Genomic DNA, 18,883 nt, shown 5'->3' with positions numbered 1-18,883 from the left:
TTCCTCCGGACGACGGCGTGCCGGCCCGCGCGGGGCCGGCCGCCGCCGACGCACCAAGGATGACGTGATGAAAAGAATGCTTCCGCTCGCGGCCGCGAGCGCGCTGCTCGCGCCACTCGACGCCTTTGCCGCCCACCCGCTCGTCAGCGACGACCCGGGCACCCAGGGCAACGCGAACTGGCAGTTCGAGCTCAATGCCGAGGAAACCTCGAAACAGGACGAAAACGGCCGCCACCAGATGTGGAACGCGACGCTCACGCGCGGCTTCGGCGAACGCGTCGATGTCTACGTCAACGCGCCGTACACGCATCTGCAAACGCGCACCGACGAGAACGGCGCCGGGTTCGGCGATGTCGAGATCGGCATGAAGTGGCGGTTTGTCGAACGCGGGCCGCTGTCTCTCGCGCTGAAGCCGATGGCGACGATGCCCACAGGCAATGACCGGCGCGGGCTCGGTACCGGCCGCGTCGGAACCGGCGCGACACTGCTCGCGCAAATCGACGTGTCGCGGTTCTCGTTTCTCGCGAATGCGGGCATGACGTACCAGCCGAATCGTCAGGGCGACCTGACTGCGATCTGGGCCTTCTCCGGCGCGGCGATCTACAAGGCGACCGACACGCTGCAGATCGTGGCGGACGTCGGCACGTCGCGCAACGCGGAAAGCGGCGCCGGCGCGAATCCGGCGTTCGTGATCGCGGGCGCGATCTATTCGCCGAAGCCCTGGCTCGATCTCGACATCGGCTACCGGCACGGACTGAACGACCAGACCTACCGTCACTCCGTGATGGGCGGGTTGACGGTGCGGTGGTGATACCACGGTGATGCGGCCGATGCCGCATGTCGAACCGTCATGCGACGGACCGCCTTCGGGCGGTCCGTTTTTTCATTCGGCGTCGTTCGCGCCGAACAGTTGCGCGCACACGGCGCGCCCCTCTTCAGTCAATGCGGCGCTGCCGGTGCCGTCGTCGCTCAGCGTCGTCGCGCTCAGGCCGGCGGCGTCGAGTTGCGTCAGCACGCGACGCAGCGTGCTCATCGGCAATTGCGTGCGCTTCGCGATCTTCGGCAGCGACCAGGTCTTGCCGGACGGATCGGTCGCGGCTTCGTGCAGCGTCGCGAGCGTTGCGACGAGTGCGGGGTCGAGTTGGGCGTCGTCGGATTCTGAAGTCATCGGTTCGGATTCATGAGCCGGCGCCGGGCCGGAATGCAGGAAGGATGCCATCGCGAGCACTATACGCCGCCGTCACACGCCCTTGATCGCCGCGCGCATGAACGACACGAAACGCGTGGTCACCGGATCGTCGCGATCGGACAGCCATGCGAGCCCGACGCGCCATTTCGCATCCCTGCCGTCGAGCGGCAGGACGGTCGCGTCGCGCAGCAGGTACTGCGCGCCCGACGGAATGAACGCGACGCCGACCCCGGCCGCGACCGACGTGAGCACCGATTGCACGTCCTCCGCCTGCTGCATGACCTGCGGCACGAAGCGCCGCTCGACGCACCACCGGTCGATCTGTGCGGCGAGCCCCGGGCCGCGCGCGCGCTGCAGCGCGATGAAGCCGATCTCGTTGAGCACGTCGAGATCGGCCGGCACGCGCTTGAAGCCGAGATGCGGCGGCACCGCGAGCGCGAGCGCCTCGTCGATCACCTTGAACGACGACAGCCCTTCATCGGACGGCAGACGCAGGAAGCCGGCGTCGAGCTTGCCGGCGCGCAGCCGGCGTGTTTGCTCGGACGACGACAGGTCGCTCAGCGTGACCGCGATACCCGGATTGCGGCGACGGAATTCCGCGACGAGTTTCGGCACGAGCGTCAGCACGGACAGGCAGATGCCGAGCCGTAGATGCCCGCGTTGTCCGCTGGTCGCCTCCCGGGCACGCGCGAGGATTTCGTCGGCATCGCGCACGAGCGCCTGCGCATCGGGCAGGAAGCGTTCGCCGAACGGCGTCAGTTCCGCGCCGTGCCGGCCGCGCTCGAACAGCTTGCCGCCGAGGCTCGCCTCGAGCGCGCCGATCTGCTTGCTCAGCGCCGGCTGGCTCATGTGCAGTGCGTCGGCCGCGCGGCTGAAATGGCTGAGCTCGGTGACTGTCAGGAAGGTGCGCAGCAGTTTCAATTCCATTCTTTAAAGGAATCGTATCGATCGAAACATTCATTTTACTGATCGAACGGGGTGACGTTCAATACGGACATGCCCTCTTCTGGAATTCACTTTATGTCCGTTGATCATGCGGCCGAATGCCCGACCGATATCTCGTGCGACACGGTGGCCGCCGACGAAAGCCGTGTCGAGCCCGATGCGCCGGCGCCGGAGCGTCGGGCCGCACGTGCTGCACATGTGGACGGACGCAGCCGCCGCTTTCGCTTCGGCGATGCGCTGGACGACACGCCGCCGCGCGCCATCACGGGTTCGATCGCGATCAGCTTCGCGGTCGTGTCGCGGCGGAACTGGCCACGCTGAGCGCTGAGCCTGCTCGTCGCGCGCATTGCGCCGAACGCGCATCTTCGATCATCCGCAAAAAACAGCGGAAATCCGCCCCATCACGCACCGTTGCATGCACATCGATCGTCATCGCCGCGCGATCGACCTTATAATTTCCCGCACCCGCTCACCGCCCATGCATTTCGCGCCGCCGCAACGCGCGTGAAAAGGAGACTTTCGCTTGACCGGCCTCATCGCGCGCCTGCCTCGCGCCCGGACCTTCCTGATCCTCGCCCTCTCGTTCCTGACACTCGCGTTCGCAACGAACGCGTCCGCGCAGCGCGCGCAGCCGCATCGCACCGCGGCGCCGCATGTGCATACGAAAGTCGTCAAGAAAGCTCCCGCCCACCGCAAGCACAAGGTCGTCAAGCACCGGCGCCCGCGCGTCAAGCATCATTCGGTCAAGCGTCACGCCGCGCCCGCGCCGCAGCACCGGCGCGCGAAACGCACGAACGCGGTGCGCCCGCGTCCCGCCGCGAAGCCGCGCCTGCTCGCGAGCTGCGGCTACAGCCCGCGCGCGGTGCGCACGCTGCACTCACGCGCGGCCTACGTGCTCGACGTCGATTCCGGCACGCCGCTGCTGGCTCGCAACGCAGGTACCGTGCGGCCGATCGCGTCGATCTCGAAGCTGATGACCGCCGTGGTCGCGCGCGACGCGGACCGGCCGCTGAACGGCGTGCTGCGCGTCACGTCACGCGACCGCGACACGATCAAGTTCACCGGTTCGCGGCTGCCGATCGGCGCCGAACTGTCGCGCCGCCAGATGTTCCATATCGCGCTGATGTCGTCGGAAAATCGTGCGGCTGCCGCGCTGAGCCGCGACTATCCGGGCGGCCGCGCCGCGTTCGTGAAGGCGATGAACCGCGAAGCGCGCCGGCTCGGGATGCGTCAAACGCACTTCCGCGAACCGACCGGGTTGTCGCCGCACAACGTGTCCACCGCCGAGGATCTCGCGCGGCTCGTCGGCGCGGCCGCGCAGGATCCGCTGATACGCTACTTCTCGACGGACACGTCGACCACCGTGCAAGCCGGCGACGGCGAACTGCTGTACGTGAACTCCGATCCGCTCGTCCGCAGCGGCAGCCTGCCGATCCGCCTGCAGAAAACCGGCTTCATCAACGAATCGGGGCACGGCGTCGTGATGCGCATGCGCGTGAAGGGCCGCCGCGAAACGATCGTGCTGCTCGGCGCACCGACGCGCGCCGGCGTGTCGAACGATGCGATGAAAATCCATCGCTGGCTGAACTGCTCGATCCAGTAAGCACGGCGCGCGCGGCCGGCGCGCTCATTCACGAAGGAGCGGCGCCATGCAGGACGAATACCGTTTCAACGCATTCGGGCGCCTGCTCAGCGTCGTGCGCTCGAACGGCCACTGGGCCGTGTTCGATCTCGGCGCCGAAGGCAAGCGGCGGCCGGCCAATCTGCAGATTCCGTCCGCGCTTGCCGCGGAAGAACTCGCGCAATATCTCGGCGACTTGTTGCATGAGGATGCTTCGCCGAAGTACCACGACGTCGTGGCGGTTCCGGTTCCGTCGCCGCGCCGGGCATAGTACCGGGCCGCGCTGCTCGCCCCGCTCACCCGCTCGTTCAGCGGACCGGCCGCTGCCGCACCGACGCCCCCGTTCCCCTCCGATCTCCCGCACGCACGCGCGTCCGGAACTCTCAAACAATTCGACAGCTAAACTTGCAAGTTTAACTGTCGTGTTCTATGCTCCGTCACATGACACCACCCCGCACACCCGGCGTTTCCGCCGACACCGTCGCCACCGACCTGACCCTCGCGGTCGGCCAGCTGATCCGCCGGCTGCGCTCCGAGATCGACTCCGAAGGGCTCGGCATGTCGCAGACGAGCGCGCTCGCGCGGCTCGAACGACAGGGCCCGATGACGACCGCCGACCTCGCCCGCGCGGAGGCGATGAAGCCGCAGTCGATGAAGGCGATCCTCGCGAGCCTCGAGGAAGACGGGCTCGTCGAACGCCAGCCGCACCCGACCGACGGCCGCCAGATCCTGTTCCTGCTGACCGCGGCCGGCCGCGAAGGACGACGCAAGCGCGACACCGCGAAGCACAAGTGGCTCGGCGCCGCGATCGAGAAACTCGACCCTGAAGAGATCCGCACGCTCGCCGCCGCGATTCCGCTGATCCGGCGCATCGGCGAGCAATGACCGCCGCCCGCGTGCGGCGCGGCATCCGCGCGCACGCGTTCCTTTGCCCCATTCACGGAGCATCAGCACCATGAGCACAACCCGTCTCGACACGAACACGGCGCTCGTCGTCATCGACCTGCAAAAAGGCATCGTCGCGCTGCCGACGTCCCATCGGGTCGCCCCCGTAATCGAACGCACGCGCGAACTGCTCGACGCATTCCGCGAGCGCGGGCTGCCGGTCGTACTCGTCAACGTCGCCGGCGGCGCGCCGGGCCGCACGCAGCAGCAGGCGCGTCGCGATGCCCTTCCTGCCGACTGGACCGACCTCGTACCCGAACTGAACCGCCAGCCGGGCGACCACGTCGTGACGAAGAAGACCTGGGGCGCGTTCACCGCCACCGATCTCGACGCGTACCTGAAAGCAGCCGGCGTCACGCAGATCGTGCTGACCGGCGTCGCGACCAGCATCGGCGTCGAATCGACGGCACGCCAGGCGCACGAACTCGGCTACAACGTGACGCTGGCGGTCGACGCAATGACTGACCTCAACGCGGACGCGCACACGAACAGCGTCGAACGGGTGTTCCCGCGTCTCGGCGAGACGGGTTCGACGCAAGACATCCTCGCGCTGCTCGACCGGCGCGGCGCATGAACGACACGCGCACTCGGCCGGCGCCGGGCCATCCGGCCGCCCGGCTCGATCCGGCGATCTGGAAAGTCAGCGCGGTCGCGACGCTCGGCGGGCTGCTGTCGCAGCTCGACGCGACGATCGTCAACGTATCGCTGTCGAGCCTCGCGACCGACCTGCATGCGAGCCTGTCGACGATCCAGTGGGTGACGAGCGGCTACCTGCTCGCGCTCACGCTGGTGTTGCCGCTGAACGGTTGGCTCGTCGACCGCATCGGTGCGAAGGCGCTGTACCTGTGGTGTTTCTCCGCGTTCACGCTGACGTCGGCGCTGTGCGGGCTCGCGTGGTCCGCGCCGTCGCTGATCGCGTTCCGTGTGCTGCAAGGCGTCAGCGGCGGACTGCTCGCGCCGATGGCGCAGATGATGATCGCGCGCGTGGCCGGCCAGCAGATGGCGCGCGTGATCGGTTATGCAGCAGTGCCCGTGCTGATCGCACCGATCCTGGGCCCGGTCGTCGCCGGTGCGATCCTGCAGCACGCGTCATGGCGCTGGCTCTTTCTCGTAAACCTGCCGGTTGGCGCACTCGCGCTTGCGCTGGCCGTGTGGTTCCTGCCCGGCGATCGCGACGAAACGCAGCGGCGCGAACTCGACTGGGTCGGCCTGGCGCTGCTGTCGCCGGCGCTCGTGCTGTTCCTGTACGGCGCGGAGCGGATCGACGCCGTGCCGGGTATCGCGGCAATCGCGGGTTCGGTGCTGCTGCTCGCGGCGTTCCTGCGCGTCGAGCGACGCAAAGGCGAGCGTGCGCTGATCGACGTCGCGCTGTTTCGCGCGCGCGTGTTCGGCGCGGCCGCCGCCACGCAGTTTCTGTCGAACGGCGCGATCTACGCGGGCCAGATGTTGATTCCTGTATTCCTGATCCAGGCGTGCGGCCGCTCGCCCGGCGAGATGGGCTGGCTGCTGGCTCCGCTCGGGCTCGGCATGCTCGTCACGTATCCGTTGATGGGTACGCTGACGAGCCGGTTCGGCGTGCGCCGGCTGGCCGCCGCCGGCGCGATGCTCGCGCTCGTCGCGACGCTGCCGATCGTGTATCTCGCGCTGACCGGCTACGATCCCTACGTGCTGGTGCCCGCGCTGTTCGTGCGCGGGATGGGCCAGAGCGCGATCGGCATCCCGTCGATGTCCGCCGCGTACGCGTCGGTCGAACGGCGCAACCTGCCGATGGCGACGACGTCGCTCAATATCGTCCAGCGCCTCGGCGGCCCGACGTTCACGACGATCTGCACGCTGTTTCTCGCGTGGCGGCTGCATGCCGAATCGGTGTCGACGGGCGGCACGCATGGGGTCGCCTACGCGTGGGCGTTCGGCCTGCTTTGCGCACTGCATGCGGCGAGCTTCGTGACGACGCTGCGGCTGCCGCGATGGTCGAGTGGAGTGGGCGCACGGCCGACGGGGGTGCGCGGGTCGGTTCGCGCTGAATGACGGGGCCTGCCGTTACACGGCACGCGGCTCCTGCTGGGCCGGCGTCACGCCTGCTGTTTCCAGCGCCTGATGCAGCGTCGGGAAGATGGACGACGCGCCGACGATCTCCGTGATCTGGTGGCGCTCCATGTCCGCATGCAGGTAACGGTTCACGCGCCCGAACAGCACGCCGATCCGGGCACGCGTGCAGCGCGTTGACGAGCTCAGCGAAGCCAAATTGGAATTCTCGCTGCTATCCAGTCAACCGTGGTGGGTGGCATCGAAATCGATCGCATGCCGTCGTACTGATCCGACGCATCGAAGTAGAACAATTTTCCATCGTGAATCTCGATCGGCTCGTAGCCCGGTCGCCCGCCCCAGAACACGAAAAACAGCCGGGTTGCCAGCGTCGATCCGTGTGCATCGGCCACGACGATTTTGACTTGCTCATTTTGATCGGCAAAAAGGCCGTTGCCGTGGCCGCCGCTTCCGCAGATGCTCACGATGTAGGTCGTGTCGCCGACCTGCTTGACTCCGCCATTCAGTTTGGCGTTGTAGTCGTAGCGCTGACAATCGGTGTCGTCAGTCGTGATCCCGCGAACGCTGACGAGGTAGAAGAATCCCAAAAATCCGAGCATGACGATCGCCAGGCCTACGCGCTTCGCTCGACTCAAATGGCCCGGACTTCTAGCAAGCCGGTAGATGGAGAGGACGACGACGATCGACGTGATCGCGAAGATCGTGGGCTTCGCGTTCTTGAATGAGAAAAGCGTGATCGCGTTCCTCACATTGGCCGGCAAGAACATCAAGGCGAGTGCGACAACCAGGCATACGGCAACCACGGCCAACGTCACTTTGAGGATGGCAATGATTGCCTTCATTGCTCGGCCTGGAGGGTTCTGCATATAGTGTCAATTTTCAGAATGATGGGCTTGTCCAGCTTGAGGAGTTTGGGCTTACTGTAGATCATGAAGTCGCCGCCACGATTATGCGCCGACCTCCAGTCGCGGTACGTCTTGTTATGAACTGGCCAGTAGACATCCTTCGCCAGAAATTTCCGAAAGAGACTGGTGCGTCTGTCAATCGGCTTGTTGACCTCGTCTCCCTCAGGTAGATAACGCCACTGCTCAATGGTCGAGTCTCCGACGTTCAAGTTGCTGCTTTTGAAAAAGTCATTGACGACCGCGACGTAGGACAGAACCATGCCGTTCTTGTTCCAGTGGCCGAGGTACTGACTCTTGGCCGGCGAATCATCGTTGAACGAGTAGCTGTCTTTGATGTAGACATAGACGTGTGTAATTTGCACGACCGGTTCGAGACAAAAGATCTTGTGCTCGCCTTCGTACTTGTAATAGCGCTCCCCGGTAACGGTCGCCTTCCCTATGGCCGCGTAGAAGTTGAAGTTCGCCAAAGCACCGGTCAGATCGGTCATCGCGGTACCATCGAGCGTATCGATAGATGATACCGGCTGGTATTGGAACCCCCAATCGATGTGAAATTGGAGCGGATCTGTCACAAACGGGGAAGTGTCGATAGAGACTCCCGCAGCATTCACGCGCCCGGCCGAGAAAATTTTCTCGATTACGGGCGCCAAGACTTTAGAGGCCGCTCGCAGAGCATTCGGTGTGTAAATCGCTTGTCTGACGAGCTGATTGAATCGCGCGGATGCGCCGCGAAATTTCAATGCCCAATCCAGGGTAACTGTCGTATCGTCGAGCGGCTGTACAGAGTTGAGATCGTTGTTATAGACATGCTTTGGACTCGCGAGCCACTCTCGGGCGAGCTTGGCCGAAATCGGCCAACCCATCTTGTCCATCGCTTTGGGGATATCTTGCAGATCGAACTCCGGCAGCTTATCAGCTCGCTCCGCGTCTTGATGCTTATTGCTCGGTGGAGGCTTGGCGGGCGGCTTCGCAGATGTTGGTGCCGCAGGGGGCGGCGTGTGTGGCGCTACCGGAGCGGCTGCCTTCGGCCGTGGCGGCTCGTTCGGCGCAAGCCTATCGAACGAGATTTTCTGCTGCGTATCGATGGGAACGCATCCGACTACGCCCGAGTAGCATTTCCAATGCTTGCCGGAATATAGCAGCCGCGATTCCATTTGATAATACGGGACTTTTCTCACAACCGGCATAGCGAATAACGCCTCTCAACGAATTCATCCCAAAATAATGGAGGTCTAGGGGAGTCCGAGAACAATAACGAAGCAATTGTTAAATCGGCCCGAGGACACAGAGATCATAAAGATATAGAAAGCCCCGGTTCGCGCGCAACTTAGGTTCATCGCAGGGAGCGTGGCCAACTGCACTGGTCAGCGATTCGCTGTGTAGCGTGGGTGAATTTGAATGGCGTACGGGCCATCGCCAAGCCACGGTGGTAGTTGATCTGGTTGGGCGGCAAGTGCTCCGGGGTCAGCTCCGGACGCTCACGCAAAATGGCGCGCGCCTTCTTAGAACAACTTCCTGAGAATGTCACAAAGCATTGCAATAGACATTTGCACGCCGACACCCGCGAGAAAGCCGACGAGCATCGTGCGCAGCAGGATATCGGCAAGAAAGCGGAGCTTGACCATCGGCACATAACCGAGCACCTGTGGGATATCCCTCGACGCGAGCGAGATGCCCGCGCACACGTCGCGAATGGCCGACGCGCGGCGAACCGGCAGAAGGCCCTTCAGCAGCCGCCCGCGTGACGGCCGGCTTTCGTTGGAATCTTGCATGCGTGAAATGCGTGGATGATGTCCAGGAGCCCCACCTCATGCATTCGCCACGTCCGCCCGGAACCCGATGGCACAATCACGGTCCCTTTCATACGCCCTTCACCGGGCGCGCGCCGCATCGCGGCGCAGATTCAACGCACGAGAAAGACCCTGCCTGCCCTTATGACCCTGAACGAATCCTGGTTTGCGCCGCTCGTCGGCCTCCTCATCCTGCTCGCCGCCGCCGGCGCGATCACCGCCGCCGTCCATTTCTTGTTGTTCCGCGTGGTCGCGCGCCTCGCGCGGCTGTCGGCCACGCGCATCGACGACGCACTGTTCGAGTTCGGCGCATTCAAGTGGCTGAACCGCATCGTGCCGTTCGTCGTGATCAAGCTCGGGCTCGCGGCAGTGCCCGGGATCCCGGCCGCGGCCGCGCAGGCCGCCGACAAGGTGCTGTTCGCGCTGATCGTGTTGCTGGTGTCGATGACGATCAGCGCGACGCTGTCCGCGCTCGAACACACGCATCGCATGAGCCATCGCGACCAGCCGCGCCTGTCGCTGAAAGGCGCGATGCAGCTCGTCAAGCTCGTGATGTTCATCACGGCCGCGCTCGTCGTGATCGGCGACGCGACCGGCAAGCAGATCGGCCTGCTGCTGTCGGGCATCGGCGCGATGTCGGCGGTGCTGATGCTGATCTTCAAGGACACGCTGCTCGGCCTCGTGGCCGGCGTGCAGCTGTCGTCGAACGACATGCTGCGGATCGGCGACTGGATCACGATGCCGTCGGCCGGCGCGGACGGCACCGTCATCGACATCACGCTGAACACGGTGAAGGTCGCGAACTTCGATCACACGATCATCACGGTGCCGACATGGAAGCTGATCACCGAGAGCTACCAGAACTGGCGCGGGATGACCGAAGCCGGCGGGCGCCGCATCAAGCGCGCGCTGTTCATCGACGCGACGAGCGTACGCTTTCTCGACAACGACGAGATCGCACGGCTCGAACGCCTGACGCTGCTGAAGGACTACCTGGAAGACAAGGTCGACGCGATCGCGCAATGGAACGGCACGCTCGGCACGGCGGGCGAATGCCCGGCGAACCGCCGCCAGCTGACGAATCTCGGCACGTTCCGCGCGTACGTCGCGAACTACCTGAAGGGCCATCCGCGAATCCGCCGCGACATGACGTGCATGGCGCGTCAGCTGCCGCTGACGGCCGAAGGCATTCCGCTCGAACTGTACTGCTTCACCGACACGACGAGGTGGGTCGACTACGAGACGATCCAGGCCGACCTGTTCGATCACCTGATCGCGGTGCTGCCGGAGTTCGGGCTGCGCGTGTACCAGCACCCGTCGGGCTTCGACATGCGCCGGATGGCCGGCGCGGCGCAAGGCGAACTGCAGGCGTCGCACGCGCTGTAATGCTTGCCGCGACGGCTCGCCACGGGCCGCCGCTCGCCACCGCGCAGCGCAGCGCGGCGCCCCGTGCGCCGCTCACCGCCCCGCGCACTCGGACGCGAGCCGCCCCACCACCTTCAGCGCGTCCTCGATCTGCCGCGACCACGGATAGCTGTAGTTGAGCCGGATGAAATGCCGGTAATCGGCGCTCGCCGAGAACATGTGGCCGGGCCCGATCGTGATGCCCTGCGCGAGCGCGAGCGCATACAGCTTCATCGCGTCGACCCGCGGCGGCAACTCGACCCACAGCACGTACCCGCCCTGCGGCTGCGACAGCCGCGTGCCCGCCGGGAAGAAACGCCGCACCATCGCGCTCATCAGGCTCGCCTGCTGCGCATACTGCTTGCGCATCCGCCGCAGGTGGAAATCGTAGCCGTCGTGCTTCAGGTATTCGGCGATCGCGAGCTGCTCGATCGCGGGCGTCGCGAGCGTGTTCAGGAATTTCAGCTTCTCGACCTGATCGCGATAGCGGCCCGGCATCGCCCAGCCGATCCGGTAGCGCGGCGACAGGCTCTTCGTGAACGACGCGCAATGCAGCACGAGCCCGTCGCGGTCGTACGACTTCAGCGCGCTCGGCGTCGTGTCGCCGAAATGCAGCTCGTGATAGACGTCGTTCTCGATCGCGGGCACGCCGTGCTTCGCGAGCAGCTCGACGAGCGCGCGCTTGCGCGCATCGGGCATCTGAAAGCCGAGCGGATTCTGGAAATTCGGCATCACCATGCACGCGGCGATGCGCTCGCGCTCGAGGATCCGTTCGAGCGCGTCGAGATCGATGCCGTCGCCCGGATGCGTCGCCACCTCCAGCGCGCGCATGCCCATCCGCTCGATCGCGTGCAGCATCGCGTAGAACGTCGGCGACTCGACGGCGATCGTGTCGCCCGGCCGCGCGACGGCCTGCAGGCACAGGTTGATCGCCTCGGTCGCGCCGATCGTCATCACGATCTCGCCGGGCTCGACCGCGATCCCGCGCTCCGCGTAGCGCCGCGCGATCTGGCGGATCAGTTCCTGGTTGCCGGGCGGCAGGTCGTCGATCACGCCCCAGCGCGTGCGCCGCCGCCCGATCGCCTGCGCGTAGCGCGCAAGACGCTGCACCGGGAACTGCGACGCATCGGGATACGGCGAGCCGAGCGGCACCGCATCGTCACGCGCGATCGAGCGCAGCGTCGACAGCACGAGCCGGCTGACGTCCACCGCCGACGGCTCGGCCGCCGGCGCCGACGTGTTCAGCTCCGCCTCGACCGGCTCGGTGACCCGCGCCCGCACGAAATAACCGGACTGCGGCCGGCTCTCGATCAGCCCGCGGCTCTCCAGCACGAGATACGCGCGCAGCACGGTCGTCACGCTGAGCTGCTGCTGCCGGCTCGCCTGCCGCACCGACGGAATCCGCTCGCCCGGCCGGTATACGCCGCGCTCGATCTGCGCCTGCAGCTCGTCGGCCAGTTGTTCGTAACGCTTCACGCGCCTCCCTTTCAGCTTCCCTTCAAAAACACAGTTACGGCCCGCACTCCCTGAATGGCCGAAACTGTACTCTTTTTTGAAGATAAGAGGTGTACACACAGCAGCCCCGGCGCCGCGCGTACTCTTGCTGCATCAACCCTGAGCACCCGCATCATGAAAAAGAAATCCGCCGCCCCGCGCATCGAACCGTATCACCACCCGGCCGCCGGCTGGGGCGCGCTGAAAGCCGTCGCGATCAACCTGATCAAGGAAAAGGTCACCGGCGGCAACTACCGCACGCTGCTGCGCCAGAACCAGCCGGACGGCTTCGACTGCCCGGGCTGCGCGTGGCCCGACCGCCAGCATGCGTCGACGTTCGAATTCTGCGAAAACGGCGTGAAGGCCGTGGCCGCCGAAGCGACGAGCAAGCGCGTGACGCCCGAATTCTTCGCCGCGCACACGGTCACCGAGCTGCTCGAACAGACGGATTTCGAGCTCGAACAGCACGGCCGCCTGACCGACCCGATGGTGTACGACGCCCGCACCGATCGCTACGTGCCGATCGCGTGGGACGACGCGTTCGAGCTGATCGCGCGCCACCTGCGTGCGCTGCCGGACCCGAACCAGGCCGCGTTCTACACGTCGGGCCGCGCGAGCAACGAGGCGGCGTTCCTGTATCAACTGCTGGTGCGGCGGTACGGCACGAACAACTTCCCCGACTGCTCGAACATGTGCCACGAGGCGACGAGCCGCGGGCTGCCCGATTCGGTCGGCGTCGGCAAGGGCACCGTCACGCTCGACGATTTCGAGCACGCGGACATGCTGCTGATCTTCGGCCAGAACCCGGCGACCAACCATCCGCGGATGATGGGCGAGCTGCGCGAATGCGCGAAGCGCGGCGCGACGATCGTGTCGATCAACCCGCTGAAGGAACGCGGGCTCGAGCGCTTCGCCGATCCGCAAAGCCCGCTCGAGATGCTGACGATGTCCGGCACCGCGATCGCATCGACGTTCATCCAGCCGACGATCGGCGGCGATTTCGCGCTGATCAAGGGGATGGCCAAGCGCGTGCTCGAACTCGACGACGCCGCACGCGCCGCCGGCGCGCCGCGCGTGCTCGACACAGCGTTCATCGACGAACACACGGCCGGCTTCGACGCGTTCGCCGACGATCTGCGCGACGAAAGCTGGCCGGCGCTGACTGCCGAAAGCGGCGTGTCGTACGACCAGATCGACAGCCTCGCGCAGCGCTATGCACGCAGCGAGCGCGTGATCGCGACGTGGGGCATGGGCATCACGCAGCACAAGCATTCGGTCGCGACCGTGCAGATGCTGACGAACCTGATGCTGATGCGCGGCAACATCGGCCGCCCCGGCGCCGGCCTGTGTCCGGTCCGCGGCCACTCGAACGTGCAGGGCAACCGCACGGTCGGCATCGAGGAAAAGCCGTCGCAGGCGTTCCTCGACCGGCTCGGCCACGTGTTCGACTTCGAGCCGCCGCGCCATCACGGCTACGACGTCGTCGAGACGATCGAAGGCATGCTCGAAGGCCGCGTGAAGTTGCTGATCGGCCTCGGCGGCAACTTCGCGATGGCGACGCCTGACACGCCGCGCACGTGGGAAGGCCTGCGCCGCTGCGCGCTCTCCGTGCACATCACGACGAAGCTGAACCGCAGCCACCTGATCCACGGCCGCGACGCGCTGATCCTGCCGACGCTCGGCCGCACCGAGATCGACCTGCAGGACAACGTGCCGCAAGGCGTGACGGTCGAGGATTCGATGAGCATGGTCCACGTGTCGTACGGGATGAACAAGCCGGCTTCCGCGAACCTGATGTCGGAGCCGGCGATCGTCGCGCACATGGGCCATGCGCTGTTCGGCAGCGGCACGATCGACTGGCTCGCGTACAAGGACGACTACGCGAAGATCCGCGATGCGATCGAGGCGACCCTCGACGATTTCTACGACTACAACGCGCGCATCGCGCGGCCCGGCGGCTTCCACCTGCGCGTCGCGTCGCGCGATCGCGAATGGCTGACGCCGACGGGCAAGGCGAACTTCATCGCGCACGCACTGCCGACCGACACGCCGATCCAGCGCGCCCGCGCGCTGCACGGCGAGCGCCTGATGACGCTGATGACGACGCGCTCGCACGACCAGTACAACACGACCGTCTACGGGCTCGACGACCGCTATCGCGGCGTGTTCGGCCAGCGCCGCGTGGTGTTCGTCAACCGCGACGATCTGGCGATGCTCGGCCTGAAGGCCGGCGACTGGGTCGACATGGAAACCGTGTGGCACGACGGCATCGAGCGGCGCGCGAACGGCTTCCTGCTCGTCGAATACGACATCCCGCGCGGCTGCATCGGCGCGTACTACCCAGAAACGAACCCGCTGGTGCCGCTCGACAGCGTCGGCGACGTATGCAACACGCCGACGTCGAAGTCGGTGCCGGTCCTGCTGCATCGCGCGGCCGCGCCGGCGTCGGCTGCTGCCTGACGGAGCGCCGCGATGATCGTTCGGCCGCGCGAGCACTGGCTGCGGATGCTGCTCGTCTGGAACGGATCGGTGCTGCCGACCATCCTGCCGCAGCTCGTGCTGACGCTCGCGATCAGCCTCGTCGCGGTGTGGGGCGGCGGGCGCGTGCTCGGCGAGAAGGTGCCGCTGAACCCGACGCCGTTCACGCTGATCGGCCTCACGCTCGCGATCTTCGCGGGGTTTCGCAACAACGCGAGCTACGAGCGCTACCGCGAGGGCCGGCAGCTGTGGGGCGGCGTGCTGACCGCCACGCGCACGCTGGTGTCGCAAGCACTCTGCTACGGCGCGATCGATGACGACGACGCCGCGCGGCACGCGTTCGTGCGCAAAGTCATCGCGTTCGTCCATGCGCTGAAGCATCAATTGCGCGGCACCGATCCGGCGGCAGACCTGCGCGCGCTGCTCGACGACGGGACCCATGCGCGCATCGTCGCCGCCCGGTATGCGCCGATCGCGATCGTTCATGAACTGCGCGAGGCATTCGCCGCGCGCGCCGACGCCGGGCATCTCGCCGATACGCGTCTCTGGATGCTCGACGCGCGCCTCGACGATCTCGTGTCGATGGTGAGCGGCTGCGAGCGCATCGCATCGACGCCGATCCCGTTCTCGTACGACGTACTGCTGCACCGGACCATCTACGCATACTGCGTGCTGCTGCCGTTCGGCCTGGTCGACTCGATCGGCGCGGCAACGCCGTTCGTCACCGTGTTCGTCGCCTATACGCTGATCGCGCTCGACGCGATCGCCCATGCGATCGCCGAGCCGTTCGGCGACGGGCCGAACCACCTCGCGCTCGATGCGATGACGCGGATGATCGAACGCACGCTGCTCGAACTGAACCACGAGCCGCTGCCGGCGGAAGCCATGCCCGGCCCGGCGTATCGACTCACCTGACGGGCCGGGCACCGTCGACGCCCCCGCCCGCCTCTGCCCGTTCAGTCGCGGCGGCCGCGCAGGAAGTGGCCGTGCCCGGCCACCGCGTCCGCGATCCGCCTCAGCAACACGATGCCGCGCAGCAGCGCGCGTGCCGCATCGCTGTCGACATCGGCCACGCGCCGCCGCAGCAACCGCGCGGCCATATCGCAACTGCGCTCGAGCCGGGCGAAATCCGCGAGCGCGGCGCGGCCGCGCACCACGGCCACCGCGCGACGCGCGGCCGGCTCCCGGGCCGCCAGTTCCGCGAGCGACAGCAGGCTGTCGCCGATGCCCCAGATCGCCAACAGGTCGCGCATGTCGCGCTCGATCAGCGTTTGCGGCAGGTTGCCCGCGAACCCGAGCTCACGCCGGAGCCGGTCGGCCGTGCGACTGAGCCACGCGCTTGCCGACCAGCCGCGCGGGTTGCGGGCGATCGCCGCCAGATCGCGGCGCACCGCGCGATGCAGACGCCGCCGGCTCGTGCCCGGATCGCCGGGAAACACGAGCGCGAACACCAGCACGCCGAACGCGATGCCGAGCAGCGTCGACAGTGCGCTGTTCAGGAACACCGCATCGCCGATGCGCGCGGTGTTGTCCGGCGACGTGAAATTCCAGAAGAAGATCGCGAACGCGCTGCCAAGCGCGGCGGTGCGCGGATGGCGCATCGCGAGGCCCGTGCCGATCATGAACACGCCGATGATGTATGCGAGCGTCTCGAAGCCCGACACCGCCGGCAGCAGGATGAAGTTGCAGACGATCCCCGCCACCGCCGCGCACGCCGTGCCCTTGAGGAACCCGATCGCGGCCCGGGCCGAATTCGGCCGGGTGGAAAACAGCGCGCCGACCACCGCCGTGATCGCAACGAAACCGGCACCCGACGGCCATGCGGTGACGATCCAGATCGCCGACGCGGCCAGCACCGCGATGAACGCCCGGATGCCGTTGTGACACGCGAGCACCGCGTCGCGATGAAACGCATAGCGGACCCGCGACGGCGGCGGAACCGGCAGGTCGACCCGCGCCTTGTTGGCGAACGCGTCGTCGAATCCGGCAAGCAGCGTGCTCAGCCGGTCGAGCGTGAGCAGGCGCGAGTCATCCGAACCCGTCGGCTCGGCGGCCTCGACGTGCAACGCCTGGTCCACCCGCGCGCGCAGCACCGCCATCTCCGGCCCTGCCTCGCCTGACGCGGCGACGCCGTCGAGCACCCGCGCGGCCTCGGCGACCAGCGGATCCGGCGCGTCGCCGCTGCGCGCCGCATGCGCGGACAGCACGCCGAGCGCCGCCGCGCGCAGATGGCCGATCGCGTTGCGCACCGGCGGCGCGCCGGCGGCCGCATACTCGGCCGCGGTGTCGAGATCGAGCGCCTCCGCGAACAGCCGGTGAACCGCCGCGGCGTTCGGCTCGCGACGCAGCGCGGCCGCGCCGACAGCCACCGCGCGCCCGAGATAGCGCGCGAGCCGCGTGCGGACGTCGCGCAGCGGCGAACCCGGGGCGAACACCGTTTCGAACGCGGCGGCACACAGGATGCCGACCATGACGTAAAGGAACCGCGCGGTCGCGATATCGAACGCGTGCAGCGGCGCGGACGCCGCATCCATCGCGACGATCGCGGCCGTATAGCCGGCGAGCACCGCCGCGTACGCACGGAAATTCCGCAGGAACGTCGCGACGCCCGCGCACAGGCCGATCCAGGCGGCGAGCGCGGTCAGGAACAGCTCGGGCGTCTGCGCGAATGCGCCGGTCAGCGCGAGCGCGACGGCCGCGCCGATCGCTGTGCCGAGGATCCGGTACTGGCTCTTCGACAAGCCCATTCCGCGTGTGCCCTGCGCGACGATCCACACGGTCGACGCGGCCCATTTCGGGTCGTCGAGGTTCATCCGGAAGGCGATGTAGAGCGCGAGCAGCGAGGCGGCCGTGTTGCGCAACGCGAATCCGAGCGCGCCGGGGGGCAAGGTGGGCCATGCGTCGCGCAGCGCGGTGCGCACGATCGCGAACGGCGGCAGGCTGGGAAAAGCGAATTTCATGCGGCGAGCATACGATCGCGCCACGGCCGCCACTACCGGCCCCACGGGATGCGTTATTGCAGCGGGCGGGATAATTGGGATGACCAACATGAAGCCATTCCGCCGGCGACGGTAAGATGCGCGCAGGCCAAGCACTGAAAACAACCTGTATGGACTTCGAGAGCATCCGGATATTCTTGCGCGTGGTGGAACGCGGCAGCTTCACGGCCGCGTCCGTGCAACTCGACATGCCGCTCAGCCGCGTGAGCCGCAAGGTCAAGCAACTCGAGGACGATCTCGGCGTGCAGCTGCTGTACCGGACCACGCGCCGCGTGTCCGTCACCGAAGGCGGGCGCGACTATTACGAGCGGTGCCTGCGCGCGGAGGAAATCCTGCTCGACGCGGACCGCCAGGCCCGCGCGCTGCGCACCGATCCCGAAGGCACGCTGCGCGTGCTGGTGCCCTACTCGATCGGACTGTTCGAACTGGAGCCCGCGCTCGCGGAGTTTCACCGGCGCTACCCGCGCGTGCAGCTCGTGCTGATCTACGACAACAGCCCGCTCGACCTCGTCGAGCATGGCTTCGACGTCGCGCTGCGCGCGGGCATGCTGACCGATTCCGGCTATGTCGCGCGCTCGCTCGGCTGGTCGCACGCGAAGCTCGCCGCGAGCCCCGCGTACCTCGAGCGCGCCGGGCGCCCGCAGACACCGCACGAACTCGCGCAGCACGACATCCTGTACGTGGGGCGCGACGCGCCCGGCCTGACGCTGCGGCTCACCAACGCGGCCGGCGACGTGGCCGACGTGCCGATCCGCCCCGTGCTGATCTCGAACGAATCGATCACCGTGCTGCGCCAGGCCGCGAGCGGCGGCGGCATCGCGCTGATCTCCACGCACTACATCGCGCGGCGGCTCGAGAAGAACGAACTCGAGATCGTCCTGCCCGACTGGCACCGCACCGACGACGTCGAACTGCACGCGCTCTATCCGCGCCGCGCGACGCTCGACAGCAAGGTGCGCATCTTCGTCGAGTTCCTGACGGAAGTGTTCACCGGTTGGCGGAACGCGCCGTAACGGGCATCGCACGACCGGCAATCGGCGCGTACCGTCCGGATTATTGCGGCACGC

At 66.8% G+C, this 18,883-nt stretch carries 18 protein-coding genes and 1 pseudogene; 11 read left to right on the top strand and 8 right to left on the bottom strand.

Features of this window, described 5'->3' with window-relative positions; genetic code table 11:
• Positions 1-67: 67 nt before the first annotated feature.
• The gene (locus ABIC50_RS19505) at positions 68-811 is read left to right on the top strand and encodes a transporter (protein WP_175659099.1); all 744 of its coding nucleotides are present in this window, start codon (positions 68-70) and stop codon (positions 809-811) included.
• A gap of 72 nt (positions 812-883) precedes the next feature.
• Here the strand turns inward: ABIC50_RS19505 and ABIC50_RS19500 are convergent, their stop codons facing one another.
• Both ABIC50_RS19500 and ABIC50_RS19495 read right to left on the bottom strand, forming a co-directional pair.
• Positions 884-1,168 (bottom strand): transcriptional regulator, encoded by a 285-nt coding sequence (locus ABIC50_RS19500; protein WP_233465648.1) that lies wholly within the window; start codon positions 1,166-1,168, stop codon positions 884-886.
• A gap of 72 nt (positions 1,169-1,240) precedes the next feature.
• On the bottom strand, positions 1,241-2,116 hold the full coding sequence (locus ABIC50_RS19495) for a LysR family transcriptional regulator (RefSeq protein WP_354166265.1): 876 nt from the start codon (positions 2,114-2,116) through the stop codon (positions 1,241-1,243).
• Between the two features lie 93 nt (positions 2,117-2,209).
• Between ABIC50_RS19495 and ABIC50_RS19490 the strand changes: the two genes are divergently transcribed.
• From ABIC50_RS19490 to ABIC50_RS19465, 6 genes are all read left to right on the top strand, one after another.
• Positions 2,210-2,455: a hypothetical protein gene (locus tag ABIC50_RS19490; RefSeq protein WP_354166263.1), complete on the top strand. Its 246-nt coding sequence runs from the start codon at positions 2,210-2,212 to the stop codon at positions 2,453-2,455.
• Between the two features lie 202 nt (positions 2,456-2,657).
• A complete protein-coding gene (locus ABIC50_RS19485) occupies positions 2,658-3,737 on the top strand; it encodes a serine hydrolase family protein (RefSeq protein WP_354166261.1) in 1,080 nt (359 codons plus the stop codon).
• A 46-nt stretch (positions 3,738-3,783) separates the two neighbouring features.
• Positions 3,784-4,026, top strand: coding sequence for a DUF7661 family protein (locus ABIC50_RS19480; RefSeq protein ID WP_354166259.1), 243 nt, complete (start codon positions 3,784-3,786; stop codon positions 4,024-4,026).
• Positions 4,027-4,184: 158 nt separating this feature from the next.
• Positions 4,185-4,640 carry a MarR family winged helix-turn-helix transcriptional regulator gene (locus tag ABIC50_RS19475; RefSeq protein WP_175699248.1) on the top strand — a complete coding sequence of 152 codons (456 nt, stop codon included), beginning with the start codon at positions 4,185-4,187 and terminating at the stop codon, positions 4,638-4,640.
• Between the two features lie 70 nt (positions 4,641-4,710).
• Entirely contained in the window at positions 4,711-5,274 is a 564-nt protein-coding gene (locus tag ABIC50_RS19470) for a cysteine hydrolase family protein (RefSeq protein WP_354166258.1), read from the top strand.
• Complete coding sequence (locus ABIC50_RS19465; RefSeq protein WP_354166256.1) at positions 5,271-6,728, top strand: DHA2 family efflux MFS transporter permease subunit; 1,458 nt, start codon at positions 5,271-5,273, stop codon at positions 6,726-6,728. Before ABIC50_RS19470 ends, ABIC50_RS19465 begins: the two co-directional genes overlap by 4 nt.
• Positions 6,729-6,740: 12 nt before the next feature.
• Here ABIC50_RS19465 and ABIC50_RS19460 read toward each other — a convergent pair whose 3' ends face one another.
• The 4 genes and pseudogenes from ABIC50_RS19460 to ABIC50_RS19445 form a co-directional block, all read right to left on the bottom strand.
• Positions 6,741-6,944 (bottom strand): hypothetical protein, encoded by a 204-nt coding sequence (locus ABIC50_RS19460; protein WP_354166527.1) that lies wholly within the window; start codon positions 6,942-6,944, stop codon positions 6,741-6,743.
• A complete protein-coding gene (locus ABIC50_RS19455; RefSeq protein ID WP_354166254.1) occupies positions 6,932-7,588 on the bottom strand; it encodes a hypothetical protein in 657 nt (218 codons plus the stop codon). The genes ABIC50_RS19460 and ABIC50_RS19455 overlap by 13 nt, the downstream gene beginning before the upstream one ends.
• Positions 7,585-8,805, bottom strand: coding sequence for a DUF6402 family protein (locus ABIC50_RS19450; protein WP_354166251.1), 1,221 nt, complete (start codon positions 8,803-8,805; stop codon positions 7,585-7,587). Before ABIC50_RS19450 ends, ABIC50_RS19455 begins: the two co-directional genes overlap by 4 nt.
• Before the next feature lie 363 nt (positions 8,806-9,168).
• Positions 9,169-9,423 (bottom strand): annotated as a pseudogene (locus ABIC50_RS19445) (hypothetical protein); the annotation flags it as partial.
• 162 nt (positions 9,424-9,585) lie between these two features.
• Here ABIC50_RS19445 and ABIC50_RS19440 point away from each other — a divergent pair.
• Complete coding sequence (locus ABIC50_RS19440; RefSeq protein WP_354166249.1) at positions 9,586-10,827, top strand: mechanosensitive ion channel family protein; 1,242 nt, start codon at positions 9,586-9,588, stop codon at positions 10,825-10,827.
• 72 nt (positions 10,828-10,899) lie between these two features.
• On the opposite strand, the gene ABIC50_RS19435 is transcribed toward ABIC50_RS19440, so the two are convergent.
• The gene (locus tag ABIC50_RS19435; RefSeq protein WP_354166247.1) at positions 10,900-12,321 is read right to left on the bottom strand and encodes an aminotransferase-like domain-containing protein; all 1,422 of its coding nucleotides are present in this window, start codon (positions 12,319-12,321) and stop codon (positions 10,900-10,902) included.
• Between the two features lie 153 nt (positions 12,322-12,474).
• On the opposite strand from ABIC50_RS19435, the gene ABIC50_RS19430 reads away from it, so the two are divergent.
• Together ABIC50_RS19430 and ABIC50_RS19425 are read left to right on the top strand one after the other, a co-directional pair.
• Complete coding sequence (locus tag ABIC50_RS19430; protein ID WP_354166244.1) at positions 12,475-14,799, top strand: FdhF/YdeP family oxidoreductase; 2,325 nt, start codon at positions 12,475-12,477, stop codon at positions 14,797-14,799.
• 12 nt (positions 14,800-14,811) lie between these two features.
• Positions 14,812-15,732 carry a bestrophin family protein gene (locus ABIC50_RS19425; protein ID WP_354166242.1) on the top strand — a complete coding sequence of 307 codons (921 nt, stop codon included), beginning with the start codon at positions 14,812-14,814 and terminating at the stop codon, positions 15,730-15,732.
• A gap of 41 nt (positions 15,733-15,773) precedes the next feature.
• On the opposite strand, the gene ABIC50_RS19420 is transcribed toward ABIC50_RS19425, so the two are convergent.
• A complete protein-coding gene (locus tag ABIC50_RS19420; RefSeq protein ID WP_354166512.1) occupies positions 15,774-17,777 on the bottom strand; it encodes an FUSC family protein in 2,004 nt (667 codons plus the stop codon).
• A gap of 149 nt (positions 17,778-17,926) precedes the next feature.
• On the opposite strand from ABIC50_RS19420, the gene ABIC50_RS19415 reads away from it, so the two are divergent.
• Complete coding sequence (locus tag ABIC50_RS19415; protein WP_175693334.1) at positions 17,927-18,829, top strand: LysR family transcriptional regulator; 903 nt, start codon at positions 17,927-17,929, stop codon at positions 18,827-18,829.
• Positions 18,830-18,883 lie beyond the last annotated feature (54 nt).

The sequence above is a fragment of the Burkholderia sp. 567 genome (assembly GCF_040545115.1).
GTDB lineage: Bacteria > Pseudomonadota > Gammaproteobacteria > Burkholderiales > Burkholderiaceae > Burkholderia > Burkholderia ambifaria.
This window is presented reverse-complemented; position numbering and strand designations above follow the sequence as displayed.

Coding starts and splice junctions, on each gene's coding strand:
- ABIC50_RS19500 (WP_233465648.1), bottom strand. CDS start 1,168: ATGACTTCAGAATCCGACGACGCCCAACTCGACCCCGCACTCGTCGCA.
- ABIC50_RS19480 (WP_354166259.1), top strand. CDS start 3,784: ATGCAGGACGAATACCGTTTCAACGCATTCGGGCGCCTGCTCAGCGTC.
- ABIC50_RS19490 (WP_354166263.1), top strand. CDS start 2,210: ATGTCCGTTGATCATGCGGCCGAATGCCCGACCGATATCTCGTGCGAC.
- ABIC50_RS19465 (WP_354166256.1), top strand. CDS start 5,271: ATGAACGACACGCGCACTCGGCCGGCGCCGGGCCATCCGGCCGCCCGG.
- ABIC50_RS19475 (WP_175699248.1), top strand. CDS start 4,185: ATGCTCCGTCACATGACACCACCCCGCACACCCGGCGTTTCCGCCGAC.
- ABIC50_RS19470 (WP_354166258.1), top strand. CDS start 4,711: ATGAGCACAACCCGTCTCGACACGAACACGGCGCTCGTCGTCATCGAC.
- ABIC50_RS19440 (WP_354166249.1), top strand. CDS start 9,586: ATGACCCTGAACGAATCCTGGTTTGCGCCGCTCGTCGGCCTCCTCATC.
- ABIC50_RS19430 (WP_354166244.1), top strand. CDS start 12,475: ATGAAAAAGAAATCCGCCGCCCCGCGCATCGAACCGTATCACCACCCG.
- ABIC50_RS19495 (WP_354166265.1), bottom strand. CDS start 2,116: ATGGAATTGAAACTGCTGCGCACCTTCCTGACAGTCACCGAGCTCAGC.
- ABIC50_RS19420 (WP_354166512.1), bottom strand. CDS start 17,777: ATGAAATTCGCTTTTCCCAGCCTGCCGCCGTTCGCGATCGTGCGCACC.
- ABIC50_RS19450 (WP_354166251.1), bottom strand. CDS start 8,805: ATGGAATCGCGGCTGCTATATTCCGGCAAGCATTGGAAATGCTACTCG.
- ABIC50_RS19455 (WP_354166254.1), bottom strand. CDS start 7,588: ATGAAGGCAATCATTGCCATCCTCAAAGTGACGTTGGCCGTGGTTGCC.
- ABIC50_RS19415 (WP_175693334.1), top strand. CDS start 17,927: ATGGACTTCGAGAGCATCCGGATATTCTTGCGCGTGGTGGAACGCGGC.
- ABIC50_RS19425 (WP_354166242.1), top strand. CDS start 14,812: ATGATCGTTCGGCCGCGCGAGCACTGGCTGCGGATGCTGCTCGTCTGG.
- ABIC50_RS19505 (WP_175659099.1), top strand. CDS start 68: ATGAAAAGAATGCTTCCGCTCGCGGCCGCGAGCGCGCTGCTCGCGCCA.